Origin of the sequence: Acinetobacter higginsii, from assembly GCF_000369525.1 — a bacterium.
In the GTDB taxonomy this organism is placed as follows: Bacteria; Pseudomonadota; Gammaproteobacteria; order Pseudomonadales; family Moraxellaceae; genus Acinetobacter; species Acinetobacter higginsii.
This window is the reverse complement of sequence record NZ_KB850072.1, coordinates 1,399,190-1,413,376: the sequence shown is the minus strand read 5'-3', so window position 1 is coordinate 1,413,376 and position 14,187 is coordinate 1,399,190. Positions and strand designations below refer to the sequence as shown.

Sequence of the window (14,187 nt, the reverse complement as noted above, 5' to 3'; positions counted from 1 at the left end):
GATGATGGAAATAGAACTTACTTCATTGGCGTGACCTCAAATTGGTTTATTTTTACACTATTCTATGGGGGAAGTGATGAAAGGTCAAATTTTAAGATTTTGAAGAGATGATTAAAAAAACATAAAAAGTGCTTGTCAAATGCTGAAATAGTGCGTAATTTAATAGTTAGACACCTTTTTTTAGATATTTGAAATAAATATGTTAAAGCATACTGTAAACACCAACGCATACTTTTACTTTTGGCAATATTGATCGTTGCCTGATGCGTTTCGGGCAGCAAAAGAGTTGCCCAACCAGTTAATACCTGATCGGCAACACCGATCAGGTTTTTTTATGCTTTAACAATCAGGATTTTAGGAGAAATACCATGTATACATTTAATTATTCATATTTTAGCAAGATTTCTTGGTTTTACTTTGCAAAAAAATCAACATCGCTTAGATCACACTTGCTCAAATAAATGATAGGACTGCGAAGAAGGCCAGTCCAAAGGAATTGAAAATGAATGCTTTAAATACTGCTTTGACACAACCACAAACACATACAAAAGAATCAATGCTTAGCTTGCCATCACAACTCAAAGCGCAGTATCCCTTGTCTGCCACTTTAGCGCAGCAAATTTCAAAACATCGTCAAACGATTCAGAATATTTTATCTGGACATGATCATCGCTTAATGGTGATTACCGGTCCTTGCTCGATTCATGATCCTATTGCAGTACTTGAATATGCTGATCGCCTACAACAATTACAAGAACAGGTTAAAGATCAGATTTTCCTTGTTATGCGTGCATATATCGAAAAACCACGTACAACCGTGGGTTGGAAAGGTTTCTTATATGATCCAAATTTAGATGGATCATCAGATTTACAACTCGGTTTAGAAAAATCTCGTCAGCTTTACTTGCAGCTAATCGAGAAAGGTTTGCCAATTGCAAGCGAAATTTTAAGCCCAATGGCGACAGGTTATTTTGATGACCTATTGGCTTGGGGCGCAATTGGTGCGCGTACCAGTGAGTCTCAAATTCATCGTGAAATTGCCAGCCATATGCCATACAGCATTGGCTTTAAAAACGGTACTGATGGTTCGATTCAAATTGCGTTGGATGCGATTCAATCAGCACTGCATGGTCATCAATTCTTGGGGATGACTCAGCAAGGTTTGCCTGCGATTTTACATAGTGAAGGTAATCCATTACCGCATTTAATTTTACGTGGTTCAAATCAGGGTACCAACTATGATTTGGCTTCGATTCAAGCGATGCATTTCAAGCACAAGCAATTACCTGCGTTAGTGATCGATTGTAGTCATGGTAATAGTGGTAAAGATCCATTATTACAGCCTCAGGTTTTACAGCAAATTATTACAGAGCGCGCTGAATCGAAAGTGCGTGGTGTGATGATTGAAAGTCATTTAGTGGATGGCAATCAAAAAATTTCCTGTGAGATGACCTATGGTCAGTCAGTTACCGATGGTTGCCTGGGTTGGGATAAAACAGCTCAAGCCCTATTGGATGTTGCTGAAAAAATGCGACATAAAAAATAAACCAGACATAAAAAAGCCAATCTCAATTGATTGGCTTTTTTCTTTGCGGTCGACTTAAGCTGCGTGGGTCGATTGAGCCGCAAGGAAGTGGCCAATCTCTTGGCTGAATTTTCTAGGTTCAGTAATCAGTGGTGTATGTCCAGAGCGTTCAAAATAAATCGCTGTAGCATTGCTTAAGCTTTCAGCAATCAATGTTTGTCCCGTTTCTGGATAAAGCGTAGATTCGCGACCAATAAAGAAGGTGGTTGGGCAATTCAGTTGACTGATGGCTTCACGATAGTCTTCATCATGGTTGAGATAATTTTCGACATACCACAGTAAATAGTCTAAACGCTGAATTGGCAGTAAGTATTTTTGCAGGAATGGGCGGTTTAGAGCGAGCTTGAGGATTTTAGGGCTATAATTATTGCTACCTTGCAGTTCAATAAAATCACCCCATAAGCTGACCAGCTTATAGCGGATATCATCGGGTAAGTCTTCTAGTTTCTGAGCATGTTTATAATCGAGTAATAGCGTTTGAATCTCAAGCAATAAACTTTTAAATTGAGGATGCTTTGGACCAAACAATCCGTATTGCCAAGAGTCATCAACTGCAATTTTAGGCGTTTGATCAATATGCAGATAGGCCTTAAGTTTCTCAGCTAAGCCACCATGCTTCATACCATGCATAGCTGTAGTTGCACCCATGGAATAACCCATCAGGATGAATTGATCGAGCTTTAATTGTTGGATTAGCGAGTCTACATCATTCCAATGACTTGAGATCGCATCGAGCTCTGGAATCGCACAATTCTTTGAGCCACCAAAACCACGCCAGTCGGGAATGATAAATTCATATTGTTTACGGTTGGCAAATAAGAAAGGGAGCCATTGCCAGCTTTGCATGCCCAGTCCGGATAAGACGAGCACAGGTTCGCCTTCGCCAACGCGTCGCACAAATAATTTTTCTTGATCGGGCATGCTATAGAACGGCATTATTTTTCTCCACTATTGTTGGCTTCTTCAAACTTTTTCAGTTGAGGAATCATTTGTTCCAACCATTTTATCCATTCATTTTCCTTAATGATACCAAGTTCCAGAATCATCTTATGGATAAACAAAACGCGATTGGTTGGTTGGTTATCTTTAAAATCTTTATCATGAATGGCTTGATAAAGGCTTAATTTTTCCTTATGTAACGACAAATGGCGTTCTAATTCAGGCAAAATATTATTGCCACCGAGTTGAGCTTCAGCTCTTAGCCTGACCATGAGGTCATCGCGCAATTGCGCGGGTTCACTTTGTTGTTCAATCCATGAAGCCAGTTGTATTCTTCCAAGTTGTTCAACTTGATAAGTTTTTTTACGGCTGTTGGCAGTTTGTTCTTCTAATGTCGAAATCCATCCTTTTTTCAGCATCCCGTTGAGTTCACGATAAATCTGCTGATGAGTCGCATTCCAAAAGAAGCCCATTGAACGGTCAAAGCGACGAGCCAAGTCAAAACCTGTACTTGGTTTTTCCAATAAGCTGGTCAGTAAAACATGGGCGAGTGACATGATGTTCCATAATAAAAAAATGACTCATCAGAATTATGCAATATGTTGCATAAAAATCAAATCTTGTTTATAACTTTATGCAACAAGTTGCATTAGCTAGCAGAGTGCGAGCCAAAGGAGAAACCATGTCAGCTTATCCACATTTATTAAAGCCGCTTGATTTAGGCTTTACCACCTTAAAAAACCGTGTCTTGATGGGGTCTATGCATGTTGGCTTAGAAGAAGCACCACAAGGTTATGAACGTATGGCTGCATTCTATGCAGAACGTGCCAAAGGTGATGTTGGATTAATCGTCACAGGTGGTATTGCTCCAAACGATGCAGGTCTTACCTTTGCCCATGCTTCTAAACTGGATAGCATTGCAGAAGCAGAAAAACATAAAGTGATCACCCAAGCGGTACATGATGCGGGTGGTAAAATTGCGATGCAGATTTTGCATACAGGGCGCTATTCTTATCAGCCTGAGATTGTTGCACCTTCTGCGATTCAGGCTCCGATTAATCCGATCAAACCAAAAGCATTAAGCTCTGCCGAAGTACAGCAAACCATTGATGACTTTGCCAACTGCGCCAAGCTGGCACAATATGCGGGCTATGATGGCGTTGAGATCATGGGCTCGGAAGGTTATCTGATTAATGAATTTATTGCTGCACGTACCAACCATCGTGATGATGAATGGGGGGGTAGCTATGAAAATCGTATCCGTTTCCCGATTGAAATCGTTAAGCGTACCCGTGATCTAGTCGGTGAAAACTTTATTATTATTTATCGCTTATCGATGCTGGATTTGGTTGAAGGGGGTTCAAGCTTAGAAGAAGTCATTCAACTGGCGAAAGCAATTGAAAAAGCTGGTGCTACCATTATCAATACAGGGATTGGTTGGCATGAAGCACGTATTCCAACCATTGCAACCAAAGTACCACGCGCTGCATTTACTTGGGTTACAGAGAAGTTAAAAGGTCAAGTTTCGGTTCCATTAATTACCTCGAACCGTATTAATACCCCTGAAATGGCAGAACATGTATTGGCCTCTGGTCATGCAGATATGGTGTCTATGGCGCGCCCAATGCTGGCCGATCCTGAGTTTGTATTAAAAGCCAGTGAAGGTCGTAGCGATGAAATCAATACTTGTATTGGTTGTAACCAAGCTTGTTTAGACCATATTTTTTCAATGAAAATTGCCACCTGTTTAGTCAATCCACGCGCTTGTTACGAAACTGAGCTGATCTTTAAAGAAGCCAATGCGGTTAAAAATATTGCGGTGATTGGTGCAGGTCCAGCAGGCTTGAGTTTTGCAGTATATGCAGCAAGTCGTGGGCATAAAGTCAAAGTCTTTGATGCGAGTAATCAAATCGGTGGTCAATTCAATATTGCCAAGACCATTCCAGGCAAAGAAGAATTCTATGAGACTTTACGTTACTTCAAGCGTCAAATTGAATTACAGCCAAATATTGAGCTAGTACTGAACCACACAGCGACTTATGAAGAACTTAGCAACGCAGACTATGATGATATCGTGGTTGCAACAGGGGTAACGCCGCGTCAGTTGCAATTTGAAGGCATTGATCATCCAAAAGTATTGAGCTACATCCAAGTGTTGAAAGAGCGTGTACCTGTAGGCAAGCGTGTTGCCATTATTGGTGCGGGTGGTATTGGCTTTGATACGGCAGAATATTTAACCCATGAAGGTGATAGTGGCAGCTTAAATCCTGAAAAATTCTATGCAGAATGGGGGATTGATACGGCTTATGAGCATGTAGGTGGCTTAAAACCAGCTGAGTTAGAAAAGTCTGAACGTGAGATTTACTTATTGCAACGTAAGAGCGCGTCAGTTGGTGCAGGTCTGGGTAAAACCACAGGCTGGATTCATCGCACAGGCTTAAAACATCGTGATGTAAAAATGATTGCTGGCGCAAGCTACGACAAGGTAGATGATCAAGGTTTGCATATTACCGTTGATGGTCAAAGTCGCGTACTTGAGGTTGATAACGTGGTGATTTGTGCAGGTCAAGAGTCGTATACCGCAATGTTTGATCAACTTAAAGCGGACGGTAAAAGTGTTCACTTGATTGGTGGCGCTAAAGAAGCAGGTGAGTTGGATGCTAAACGAGCAATTCGCCAAGGTGCTGAGTTAGCAGCAACATTGTAAACATGCTAGGGGGCATTTTCTATTGAGGGCGTGCTCCCAACTTATCCATTAAATCTCAAGGGAGAATAACAATGACATTGGAAACAACAAAACAAGCTTTAGAAAACTGGCATCAGATGATTAAAACAGGTGACCTATCCAACTTAAATGATTTGTTGGCAGACGATGTGGTGTTTCGTTCACCAGTTGCTTATAACCCTTATGAAGGAAAACACGTGGTTTTCTTTATTTTGACCAATGTGATTCAGGTGTTTGAAAACTTTACCTATCATCGTGAATTTTACACTGAAGATGGTGAAAATGTGGTGTTGGAATTTAGCGCCAATGTCAGCGGAAAATCACTTAAAGGCATTGATATGGTTCGCTTTAATGAACAAGGCAAAATCATTGATTTTGAAGTGATGATTCGCCCAATGAGTGGTTTGGCCGCATTGGCAGAAAAAATGGGTGCACGTTTTGCCAAGTATCAACCGAATTAATGTCTGCAAAATAGCCTAAGTAATATTAAGAGAATTAAAATGTGGTTAAAGCTTTCAACTTTTGCATTACTACCTGTATTAGTCATACAGGGTATGAAAGTTCGTAACAATACACCACGTCTTTCTGAAGCAAGTGGTGACCGCCACGGTATCGTAGGTCAGGGTCAGCCACTTTCTTTACTTATTCTTGGTGATTCGGCTGCGGCGGGTGTAGGTGTTGAAACCCAACAACAGGCTTTATCTGGGGCGATTATTGCTGAGTTACAGAGCGAATATCAGTTGCAATGGAAATTGCATGCTAAAACAGGCGATAGTACTCAACAGGTTTTTCAAGCAGTACAACTATTAGAGCAGCAGTGCTATGATGTTGTTATCACTTCAATTGGTGTCAATGATGTGACTAAACTGACTTCTGCAAAATCTTGGCTCAAACAACAAAAACAGCTATTCACTTATATACAGCGTCAGTTTCAACCTAAACTCATTATTGTATCGGGTGTGCCACCAATGCAGCATTTTCCGGCTTTACCTAATCCGTTGGCTTGGCTGTTTGGAAAATATGCGGAACAAATGAATCAGGCATTACAGCAATGGCTGGCGCCACAATCTCAGTTTCGATTTATTCAATATGATATTGAAGCTTTTCAAGCAATGGATTTGCCGATGGCAAGCGATGGTTTTCATCCAAGCAAAGAAATTTATGCCATCTGGGGACAACAGGTCGCAACTTTGGTGCGACAAACATTTACTCATGCTTAGATAAAGGCGGTTATTGAATATGGGTATATCTGCTTTAGATAAAATCAAAGTGCTAGGTTCAGAGCTTCTTGATTCAGTGCTCGGTGCTGAGCAACCCAAAATGTATTATGACCCGAAAGGGAAAATTAAAGATGTTTTGGAAAAATTACCGCAGTTAAAGCAAAAATATCGTCCTACGCCTTGGCTGAGTAATACACATCTACATTTATTGTATTTTGATGTGATTCGTAAGAAAACCATTAAACTTGAATATGACCGTGTTGATCGTTTGATCATGCAGGATGGCGGGATTACCGCCGTTGCGTGGTATGGATATGACTTGCCAGCAGAAACACCAACCGTTGTAATTATGCATACCATTACAGGGACACCTGAAAGTATGCGCGAACTGGTCAAAGATTTGCATGAATATAATGGTTGGCGAATTGCACTGTGTTTGCGCCGTGGCCATGCAGGACTGCCAATGCCAGTGCCTCGTATTTCACTGTTTGGTTCAACCAGTGATCTGAAAGAACAACTTGCACATATTCAAAACCTGTTTCCACAATCCGATCTATATGCAGTTGGCTCTTCCGCAGGTACTGGGCTCTTGGTCCGCTATTTAGGCGAGCAAGGGGTAGATACGCCATTCAAAGCTGCTTTTGCAATGTGTCCCGGTTATAACACTGAAATCGGTTTTAAAAATGTGCATCCTTTTTATAGCAAAATGATGACCAAGAAGTTATTTAAATACTTCATTTATCCTTATCAGAATACATGGAATCAAATTGCATCTGTAGAAAAAGTGCTAACGACCACAAGCTTGGAAGAGTTTGAAAAAGAATATTTTGAAATGGCAGGATTTCAGGATTATCAGAGTTATTGCCAAGCAATTAATCCAATCTATGTGTTCGAAAATGTCAAAATTCCATTGATGATTCTCAATGCAGAAGATGATCCAGTCTGTTCAATTAAAAACTTAGAACCTTATAAAGATGCCATTCAGCAAATGGACAATATTGCAGTTGTAACAACCAAAAAGGGAAGCCATTGTGGTTTCTATGAAAGTTTGACGGTGAAGTCTTGGGCTTCCCGTTTGATGGCAGACTTTTTTAAAAATTACTAATCTATAGGCACAAAAAAGCCAGTTGAAAGCAACTGGCTTTTTATTATTCACGAATGAATTAGTTATTTAAAGCAGGTGTTGCGGCAGCGATTGCAGCAGCGACAGCGTCATCTTCACTTTGAGCTGGTGCTGATGGTTTTGCAGTTTTCACAGGTTGTTCTGCTTTAGGCTGTTCTGTCTTTGCTGGTTTTTGTTCAGCTTTTACAGGTTTCGGCTCTTCTGCGCGCGGAGCTTCAGTTGGTGTTGCAGCAGGCGTTTCTGTTTGAGCCGGACGAGTCTCACGACGAATCTCGGTCGTTGTATTTGGTGTTTCTTCACGCGTTGTTTCTACAACTGGTGCTGGAGCTTCGTGTTTATCGACACTTTCTAAAGACTCGAACTCTTGGATTTTTTCAGGCTCAGGCTGGGTTTGAGTCTCAGTTGCGGTCTGTTCTTGCTGCTCTTCGTTTTTTGGTTCTTCTTTTTTCACACAAGCAGTTAATAAAAGACCAGTCGCAAGTGCTGCACAAATTAAAAGTTTTTTATTCGCCATTGCTAAAACAACATATTAAATAAGGACAGCAGCAATTATAACAGTAAATCTATGTGAAGAAATCCCTGTGAATTGTTGAGTTTGTTTATATTTTATAAATGCTTGCAATTAAACAGACGAGCAGCAAAGAATTTAAAAGTGATGAATGCAAGATTTTAGGTATCGCTTTAATTGATTTTGGCCTGTTAAACGTAATTTATGGATGAAAAATCCACAAAACCCGTAAATTTTTATCGAAAATGCTGATAGAATAGCCAGTTGTTTATAGTTCTTTGAATTGATGCGGTTTGACTTTGCTTTATAGGGGCAGAGTACAGTAAAATTGCCCAACATTGTAGGCCGATTTCGGCTCGATTGTACGAGAAACTCAATGACCCATTTTATTTTTGTCACTGGTGGTGTGGTTTCATCACTAGGTAAAGGTATTTCTGCTGCTTCTGTTGCTGCACTTTTGGAAGCTCGTGGCTTAAAAGTCACTATGGTAAAAATGGATCCATACATTAATGTCGATCCAGGTACCATGAGCCCATTTCAGCACGGTGAAGTTTTCGTCACAGAGGATGGTGCTGAAACTGACTTAGATTTGGGATATTACGAACGTTTCTTACGTCGTGCGAAAATGACCAAACTGAATAACTTTACCAGTGGGCGCGTATATCAAGACGTTTTAAATAAAGAACGTCGTGGTGACTACTTAGGTGGTACGGTTCAAGTTATTCCACATATTACAGACAACATTAAAGAACGTGTACTTCGCGCAGGTGAAGGTTACGACGTTGCAATCGTCGAGATTGGCGGTACAGTTGGTGATATTGAATCACTTCCATTTATGGAATCAGTACGTCAATTGATGGTAGAGCTTGGTCATAAACGTACCATGCTGATGCATTTGACTTTGTTGCCATATATCAAATCTGCGGCTGAATTAAAAACCAAGCCAACTCAACATTCTGTGAAAGAACTTCTTTCAATTGGTATTCAGCCAGATATCTTAATCTGCCGTACTGAATATGATGTTGACGTTGATACTAAGCGTAAAATTGCATTGTTCACGAATGTGGAAGCACGTGCCGTTGTGGTATGTAAAGATGCGAAAACGATTTATCAAATTCCACGTACATTCTACGAGCAAAACGTTGATGACTTGATCTGTGAGCGTTTTGGCTTTAATGATCTTCCAGAAGCAAACCTTGAAGATTGGGACAACGTTGTTGAAGCATTACTGAACCCTGAATACACAGTTCGTGTTGCGATGGTAGGTAAATATGTAGAACTTCCAGATGCTTATAAATCTGTAAATGAAGCACTTTTACATGCAGGGATTCAAAACCTTGTTAAAGTCCAGATTGATTATGTCAATGCTGAAGAGCTTGAACAGCAAGACATTAGCATTTTAAGTACAGCTGATGCGATCTTGGTACCAGGTGGTTTTGGTGAGCGCGGTACTGAAGGCAAAATGAAAGCCATTCAATATGCACGTGAAAACAAGATTCCATTCCTTGGTATTTGTTTAGGTATGCAATTGGCGGTGATCGAATATGCGCGTAACGTTGCAGCGATGCCAGAAGCAAGTTCAACAGAATTTAATCGTTCAACAAAATATCCATTGATTGGTTTAATTACTGAATGGTTAGATGAACGTGGTGAATTACAGCAACGTAGTCTTGAGTCTGATTTGGGCGGCACAATGCGTTTAGGTGCTCAAAAATCAGAACTGGTTGAAGGTACCAAAACTCGCGAAGTCTATGGTAAAGCTGAAATTACTGAGCGTCATCGTCATCGCTATGAAATGAATGACCGTTTTATTCCAGCACTTGAACAGGCCGGTATGAAAATTTCAGGTTATTCATCAGTACAACATTTAGTTGAAACTGTAGAAATTCCTGAACATCCTTGGTTTATTGCTGTACAATTCCACCCGGAATTTACAAGTTCACCACGTGATGGACATCCATTATTTGCTAGCTTCATCGAAGCTGCAAAAAAACAGCATCAAAAGTAAGTACTAAGTTTTAAATAAACTGGGAAAGTTTAAATGTCACAATTAAAACCACAAGAAGTTGTACGTTTAGGCGATATACAAATGGCAAATCATTTGCCATTTGTATTATTTGGCGGAATGAACGTACTGGAATCAAGAGATTTAGCATTTGAAATTGCTGAAACTTATGTTGATATTTGCAAACGCCTAGACATTCCTTATGTATTCAAGGCAAGCTTTGATAAAGCAAACCGTTCAAGCCTAAACTCTTATCGTGGACCAGGTTTGGAAAAAGGGATTGAATGGCTTGCGGACATTAAAAAGCATTTTAATGTGCCCATTATCACTGACGTTCATGAGCCTTACCAAGCAGCACCTGTTGCTGAAGTTGCTGATATTATCCAACTTCCAGCCTTTTTAAGTCGTCAGACTGATCTTGTTGAAGCAATGGCGAAAACTCAAGCCATTATCAATATCAAAAAAGCACAGTTCTTAGCGCCACACGAAATGCGTCATATTTTGCATAAGTGTTTGGAAGCTGGAAATGACAAACTCATTCTCTGTGAACGTGGTTCAGCATTTGGCTATAACAACTTGGTTGTTGATATGCTTGGCTTCGATACCATGAAAGAAATGAATGTGCCGGTATTCTTTGATGTTACCCATGCATTGCAAACACCAGGTGGACGCGCTGATTCTGCTGGTGGTCGTCGTGCCCAAATCACGACTTTAGCGCGTGCGGGTATGGCAACAGGATTGGCTGGTTTATTCTTGGAAGCACATCCAGAGCCAGAAATCGCAAAATGTGATGGACCATGTGCATTGCGTTTATCTCAGCTTGAGCCATTCTTGGCGCAATTAAAAGAATTGGATACTTTGGTTAAAGGATTCAAAAAGTTAGACACCCATTGATGCAATTATTTGCATCTTGTTTTTCATTCAACAGAGGAATTGTTCATGAGCCAAATCGTTGACATCCGCGCACGTGAAATTTTGGACTCTCGTGGTAACCCAACCATCGAAGCAGACGTTATTTTAGAATCTGGGGTTGTTGGTCGTGCATGTGCACCATCTGGTGCTTCAACTGGTTCTCGTGAAGCTTTAGAACTTCGTGATGGCGACAAAGCACGTTATTTGGGCAAAGGTGTTAAAACTGCGGTTAATAACGTAAATACTATTATCCGTGACGCTTTAGTGGGCAAATCAGTATTTGAACAAAAAGACATCGATAATACGATGATCGCGCTTGATGGTACTGAAAACAAAGAAAAATTAGGTGCTAACGCAACTTTAGCTGTTTCATTGGCTGCTGCGCGTGCTGCTGCAGATGAAAAGAAAATTCCTCTTTTCCAATATATCGCTGATCTTCGTGGTCAAACGACTTTGACGATGCCAGTACCAATGATGAACATCATCAATGGTGGTTCGCATGCAGACAATAATGTTGATATTCAAGAATTCATGATTGAACCTGTAGGCTTCACTTCTTTTGCTGAAGCATTACGTGCAGGTGCTGAAATCTTCCATTCACTAAAATCAGTTTTAAACAAAAAAGGTTTAAACACTGCTGTGGGTGATGAAGGTGGTTTTGCACCAAACTTGCGTTCAAACGAAGAAGCAATCACTGTTATTCTTGAAGCAATTGGTCAAACGGGTTACAAAGCTGGTTCTGATATTATGTTGGCACTTGACTGTGCTTCTTCAGAATTCTACAAAAATGGTCAGTACATCCTTGCTGGTGAAGGTAATAAAGCATTCACAAGCAACCAGTTCTCTGACTATTTAGCGGGTCTTGTAAACCAATACCCAATCATTTCGATTGAAGATGGTCTAGATGAATCTGACTGGGAAGGTTGGAGCTACTTAACCTCAATCCTTGGTGACAAAATCCAATTGGTTGGCGACGATTTATTCGTAACTAATCCTAAGATTTTACAACGTGGTATTAATGAGAAAGTCGGTAACTCTATTCTGATTAAATATAACCAGATTGGTACATTGACTGAAACTTTAGATGCGATTTACCTTGCAAAAGCAAATGGCTATAGCACTGTAATTTCACACCGTTCTGGTGAAACTGAAGATTCAACAATTGCTGACTTGGCAGTGGGTACAGCAGCTGGTCAAATCAAGACTGGTTCACTTTGTCGTTCTGACCGTGTAGCGAAATACAACCAATTACTTCGTATCGAAGAATTAACGAATGCAGCTTACCGCGGTAAAGCTGAATTCAAAGGTCTAAAATAAGGTCAAATTATCTATGTTGAATACTTCTGATCATCTTTCTTTACAAAAGAGAGAAACTCTGCAAATTCATAATCATATAGAATTTGCAGATGATCTTCCTTGTAAGAAGGATGTAGGGAATTTTTCATGATAGAGATGTTTCGATCGACCTCGAGTAAATTGATTCTAGTGCTTGTCATCGCTCTGGTGGCAAGCCTACAGTATCAATTTTGGCTAGGTGAGGGTGGTTATTTTCCTCACCAAGCTTTAACTCAACAAATTACGCAACAAGCAGAAATTAATACTGAGCTAAAAGAACGTAATCGTATTTTAGCGGCGGAAGTTTTTGATTTGAAAAATGGCAGCGAAGCCATTGAAGAACATGCACGTTTAGACTTAGGTCTGATTAAACCGAATGAGACGTTTGTACAAATGAGTACCATTAGTACCCATTACAAACCGATTTATATCGATCCAAACGCAAAAGAAGACACTGCAACCAATGAAAACCCAGACTAAGCTATGGGCGGTTGTACCAGCAGCAGGTTCGGGCAGTCGTTTTTCAAAAACTGAATTAAAACAATATCAGTATATTCAAGATCATACTGTACTTGAACATACGGTTAATCGACTGAATTCCTTAGATTTAGCAGGTTGTGTACTCGCCATTGGTGAGCAAGATAATTTCGCGAAAACCCTCTCTTTTCAGCACAAAGATAAGCTACATTTTTGCATTGGTGGCACTGAGCGTGTTCATTCAGTTTTAAATGCCTTGATCTATTTATCTGACATTGCTCATGAAGATGATTGGGTGTTGGTCCATGACGCTGCACGTCCATGTGTTACTTCGGATTGTTTAATCCGTTTGGTTGAATCTGCCCAACATTCAAATCAAAGTGCAATTTTAGCGATTCCTGTACGTGATACGCTTAAACATGTCGTAAGCCAAAATCAGATTGAAAAAACTGTCAGCCGTGAGTTTTTGTGGCAGGCACAGACACCACAAATGGCTCGATTACATGTTTTAAAAAGTGCAATTGAACAGGCCTTAGCAGACCATATTGTGATTACAGATGAAGCGAGTGCTTTAGAATATGTGAATGAACCTGTACAAGTGGTACAAGGGCGTTCAGACAATATCAAGATTACCTATGCAGATGATTTAGAGCTTGCTCGATTAATTCTGCAATCTCAAAGCCCTTCTTAATTTTCTTAAATTGATGCAATTTTTTTGGGTTATTGTAAAATAGCCTAAGTAAATTTAGATGAAATTTCTTATTTTTACACCATTCTAAATGACAAAATTTCTACTATTTGTTAAATTTGAATAACATACTTTATAACGGATCAACAAATGAAAAAATTATTAATTGCGGGCCTTTTTACTTTTTCTTTAGTTGGCTGCGCAACAACACCTCAACAGCCACAAGATACTGTACAGGAAACAATTCGCTATTCATCTAGCCCTTGTTTTGGTGCATGCCCAATTTATTCTGTTGAGATTACACCTGAAGGTGCTGTCCATTTCGATGGCAAACAATATACCAAGGTGACAGGTACTCAAGATTTAACAGTTGATCCTTCTGTTTATAAGAAACTGCAACAAGAGTTAAAAACTTATCGTCCTGCAACGGGTGCAAATGTAAAAACAACTGGTTGCCAAGAAACAGCAACAGACCAACCAAGTGCTTATTTCTCATGGAAAAAGCCTGATGGAACTGTAACAAAGCTTAGCCATTACACAGGTTGTATTTCACCAGCAAATACTGAGTTGAACAAAGTAATTGATAAATTACCAAAACTAATCGGTATTGAAGATTTAGTTCGTTAAACTCGCCGCTGCAAAAATAGACAAAACTAGCAGTTATGCTAGT

The 14,187-nt window shown here is 40.0% G+C and carries 14 protein-coding genes; 11 read left to right on the top strand and 3 right to left on the bottom strand.

What is annotated here, in order from left to right; translation table 11 throughout:
* Positions 1 to 502: 502 nt before the first annotated feature.
* The gene (locus tag F902_RS12760; protein WP_005204033.1) at positions 503 to 1,546 is read left to right on the top strand and encodes a 3-deoxy-7-phosphoheptulonate synthase; all 1,044 of its coding nucleotides are present in this window, start codon (positions 503 to 505) and stop codon (positions 1,544 to 1,546) included.
* A 54-nt stretch (positions 1,547 to 1,600) separates the two neighbouring features.
* On the opposite strand, the gene F902_RS12755 is transcribed toward F902_RS12760, so the two are convergent.
* Positions 1,601 to 2,521, bottom strand: coding sequence for an alpha/beta fold hydrolase (locus F902_RS12755; protein ID WP_005204031.1), 921 nt, complete (start codon positions 2,519 to 2,521; stop codon positions 1,601 to 1,603).
* Positions 2,521 to 3,081, bottom strand: a complete 561-nt coding sequence (locus tag F902_RS12750; RefSeq protein WP_005204030.1) for a PadR family transcriptional regulator — start codon at positions 3,079 to 3,081, stop codon at positions 2,521 to 2,523. Before F902_RS12750 ends, F902_RS12755 begins: the two co-directional genes overlap by 1 nt.
* Before the next feature lie 125 nt (positions 3,082 to 3,206).
* Here F902_RS12750 and F902_RS12745 point away from each other — a divergent pair, with 125 nt between their 5' ends.
* The 4 genes from F902_RS12745 (at position 3,207) to F902_RS12730 (ending at position 7,574) form a co-directional block, all read left to right on the top strand.
* The gene (locus F902_RS12745; RefSeq protein WP_005204028.1) at positions 3,207 to 5,231 is read left to right on the top strand and encodes an NADPH-dependent 2,4-dienoyl-CoA reductase; all 2,025 of its coding nucleotides are present in this window, start codon (positions 3,207 to 3,209) and stop codon (positions 5,229 to 5,231) included.
* 71 nt (positions 5,232 to 5,302) lie between these two features.
* Positions 5,303 to 5,710, top strand: a complete 408-nt coding sequence (locus F902_RS12740; protein ID WP_004653729.1) for a nuclear transport factor 2 family protein — start codon at positions 5,303 to 5,305, stop codon at positions 5,708 to 5,710.
* Between the two features lie 39 nt (positions 5,711 to 5,749).
* Complete coding sequence (locus F902_RS12735; RefSeq protein ID WP_005204025.1) at positions 5,750 to 6,469, top strand: SGNH/GDSL hydrolase family protein; 720 nt, start codon at positions 5,750 to 5,752, stop codon at positions 6,467 to 6,469.
* 19 nt (positions 6,470 to 6,488) lie between these two features.
* Positions 6,489 to 7,574 carry a YheT family hydrolase gene (locus F902_RS12730; RefSeq protein WP_005204023.1) on the top strand — a complete coding sequence of 362 codons (1,086 nt, stop codon included), beginning with the start codon at positions 6,489 to 6,491 and terminating at the stop codon, positions 7,572 to 7,574.
* 58 nt (positions 7,575 to 7,632) lie between these two features.
* Here the strand turns inward: F902_RS12730 and F902_RS12725 are convergent, their stop codons facing one another.
* Positions 7,633 to 8,106, bottom strand: coding sequence for a hypothetical protein (locus F902_RS12725; RefSeq protein ID WP_005204022.1), 474 nt, complete (start codon positions 8,104 to 8,106; stop codon positions 7,633 to 7,635).
* A 370-nt stretch (positions 8,107 to 8,476) separates the two neighbouring features.
* Between F902_RS12725 and F902_RS12720 the strand changes: the two genes are divergently transcribed.
* The 6 genes from F902_RS12720 (at position 8,477) to F902_RS12695 (ending at position 14,144) form a co-directional block, all read left to right on the top strand.
* A complete protein-coding gene (locus tag F902_RS12720) occupies positions 8,477 to 10,108 on the top strand; it encodes a CTP synthase (RefSeq protein ID WP_004806814.1) in 1,632 nt (543 codons plus the stop codon).
* 33 nt (positions 10,109 to 10,141) lie between these two features.
* Entirely contained in the window at positions 10,142 to 10,999 is an 858-nt protein-coding gene (gene kdsA, locus F902_RS12715; RefSeq protein WP_005204020.1) for a 3-deoxy-8-phosphooctulonate synthase, read from the top strand.
* Positions 11,000 to 11,044: 45 nt separating this feature from the next.
* Complete coding sequence (gene eno, locus F902_RS12710) at positions 11,045 to 12,334, top strand: phosphopyruvate hydratase (protein ID WP_004653721.1); 1,290 nt, start codon at positions 11,045 to 11,047, stop codon at positions 12,332 to 12,334.
* A gap of 126 nt (positions 12,335 to 12,460) precedes the next feature.
* Entirely contained in the window at positions 12,461 to 12,832 is a 372-nt protein-coding gene (gene ftsB / locus F902_RS12705) for a cell division protein FtsB (protein WP_004653719.1), read from the top strand.
* Positions 12,816 to 13,520, top strand: a complete 705-nt coding sequence (gene ispD, locus F902_RS12700) for a 2-C-methyl-D-erythritol 4-phosphate cytidylyltransferase (RefSeq protein ID WP_005188215.1) — start codon at positions 12,816 to 12,818, stop codon at positions 13,518 to 13,520. Before ftsB ends, ispD begins: the two co-directional genes overlap by 17 nt.
* Positions 13,521 to 13,667: 147 nt before the next feature.
* Positions 13,668 to 14,144, top strand: a complete 477-nt coding sequence (locus tag F902_RS12695; protein WP_005204016.1) for a DUF6438 domain-containing protein — start codon at positions 13,668 to 13,670, stop codon at positions 14,142 to 14,144.
* Positions 14,145 to 14,187: the final 43 nt, after the last annotated feature.

What these genes read in the sequence shown, in the direction of transcription:
- F902_RS12760 (WP_005204033.1), top strand. Translation starts at nt 503, where the DNA reads ATGAATGCTTTAAATACTGCTTTGACACAACCACAAACACATACAAAA.
- F902_RS12755 (WP_005204031.1), bottom strand. Translation starts at nt 2,521, where the DNA reads ATGCCGTTCTATAGCATGCCCGATCAAGAAAAATTATTTGTGCGACGC.
- F902_RS12750 (WP_005204030.1), bottom strand. Translation starts at nt 3,081, where the DNA reads ATGTCACTCGCCCATGTTTTACTGACCAGCTTATTGGAAAAACCAAGT.
- F902_RS12745 (WP_005204028.1), top strand. Translation starts at nt 3,207, where the DNA reads ATGTCAGCTTATCCACATTTATTAAAGCCGCTTGATTTAGGCTTTACC.
- F902_RS12740 (WP_004653729.1), top strand. Translation starts at nt 5,303, where the DNA reads ATGACATTGGAAACAACAAAACAAGCTTTAGAAAACTGGCATCAGATG.
- F902_RS12735 (WP_005204025.1), top strand. Translation starts at nt 5,750, where the DNA reads ATGTGGTTAAAGCTTTCAACTTTTGCATTACTACCTGTATTAGTCATA.
- F902_RS12730 (WP_005204023.1), top strand. Translation starts at nt 6,489, where the DNA reads ATGGGTATATCTGCTTTAGATAAAATCAAAGTGCTAGGTTCAGAGCTT.
- F902_RS12725 (WP_005204022.1), bottom strand. Translation starts at nt 8,106, where the DNA reads ATGGCGAATAAAAAACTTTTAATTTGTGCAGCACTTGCGACTGGTCTT.
- F902_RS12720 (WP_004806814.1), top strand. Translation starts at nt 8,477, where the DNA reads ATGACCCATTTTATTTTTGTCACTGGTGGTGTGGTTTCATCACTAGGT.
- kdsA (WP_005204020.1), top strand. Translation starts at nt 10,142, where the DNA reads ATGTCACAATTAAAACCACAAGAAGTTGTACGTTTAGGCGATATACAA.
- eno (WP_004653721.1), top strand. Translation starts at nt 11,045, where the DNA reads ATGAGCCAAATCGTTGACATCCGCGCACGTGAAATTTTGGACTCTCGT.
- ftsB (WP_004653719.1), top strand. Translation starts at nt 12,461, where the DNA reads ATGATAGAGATGTTTCGATCGACCTCGAGTAAATTGATTCTAGTGCTT.
- ispD (WP_005188215.1), top strand. Translation starts at nt 12,816, where the DNA reads ATGAAAACCCAGACTAAGCTATGGGCGGTTGTACCAGCAGCAGGTTCG.
- F902_RS12695 (WP_005204016.1), top strand. Translation starts at nt 13,668, where the DNA reads ATGAAAAAATTATTAATTGCGGGCCTTTTTACTTTTTCTTTAGTTGGC.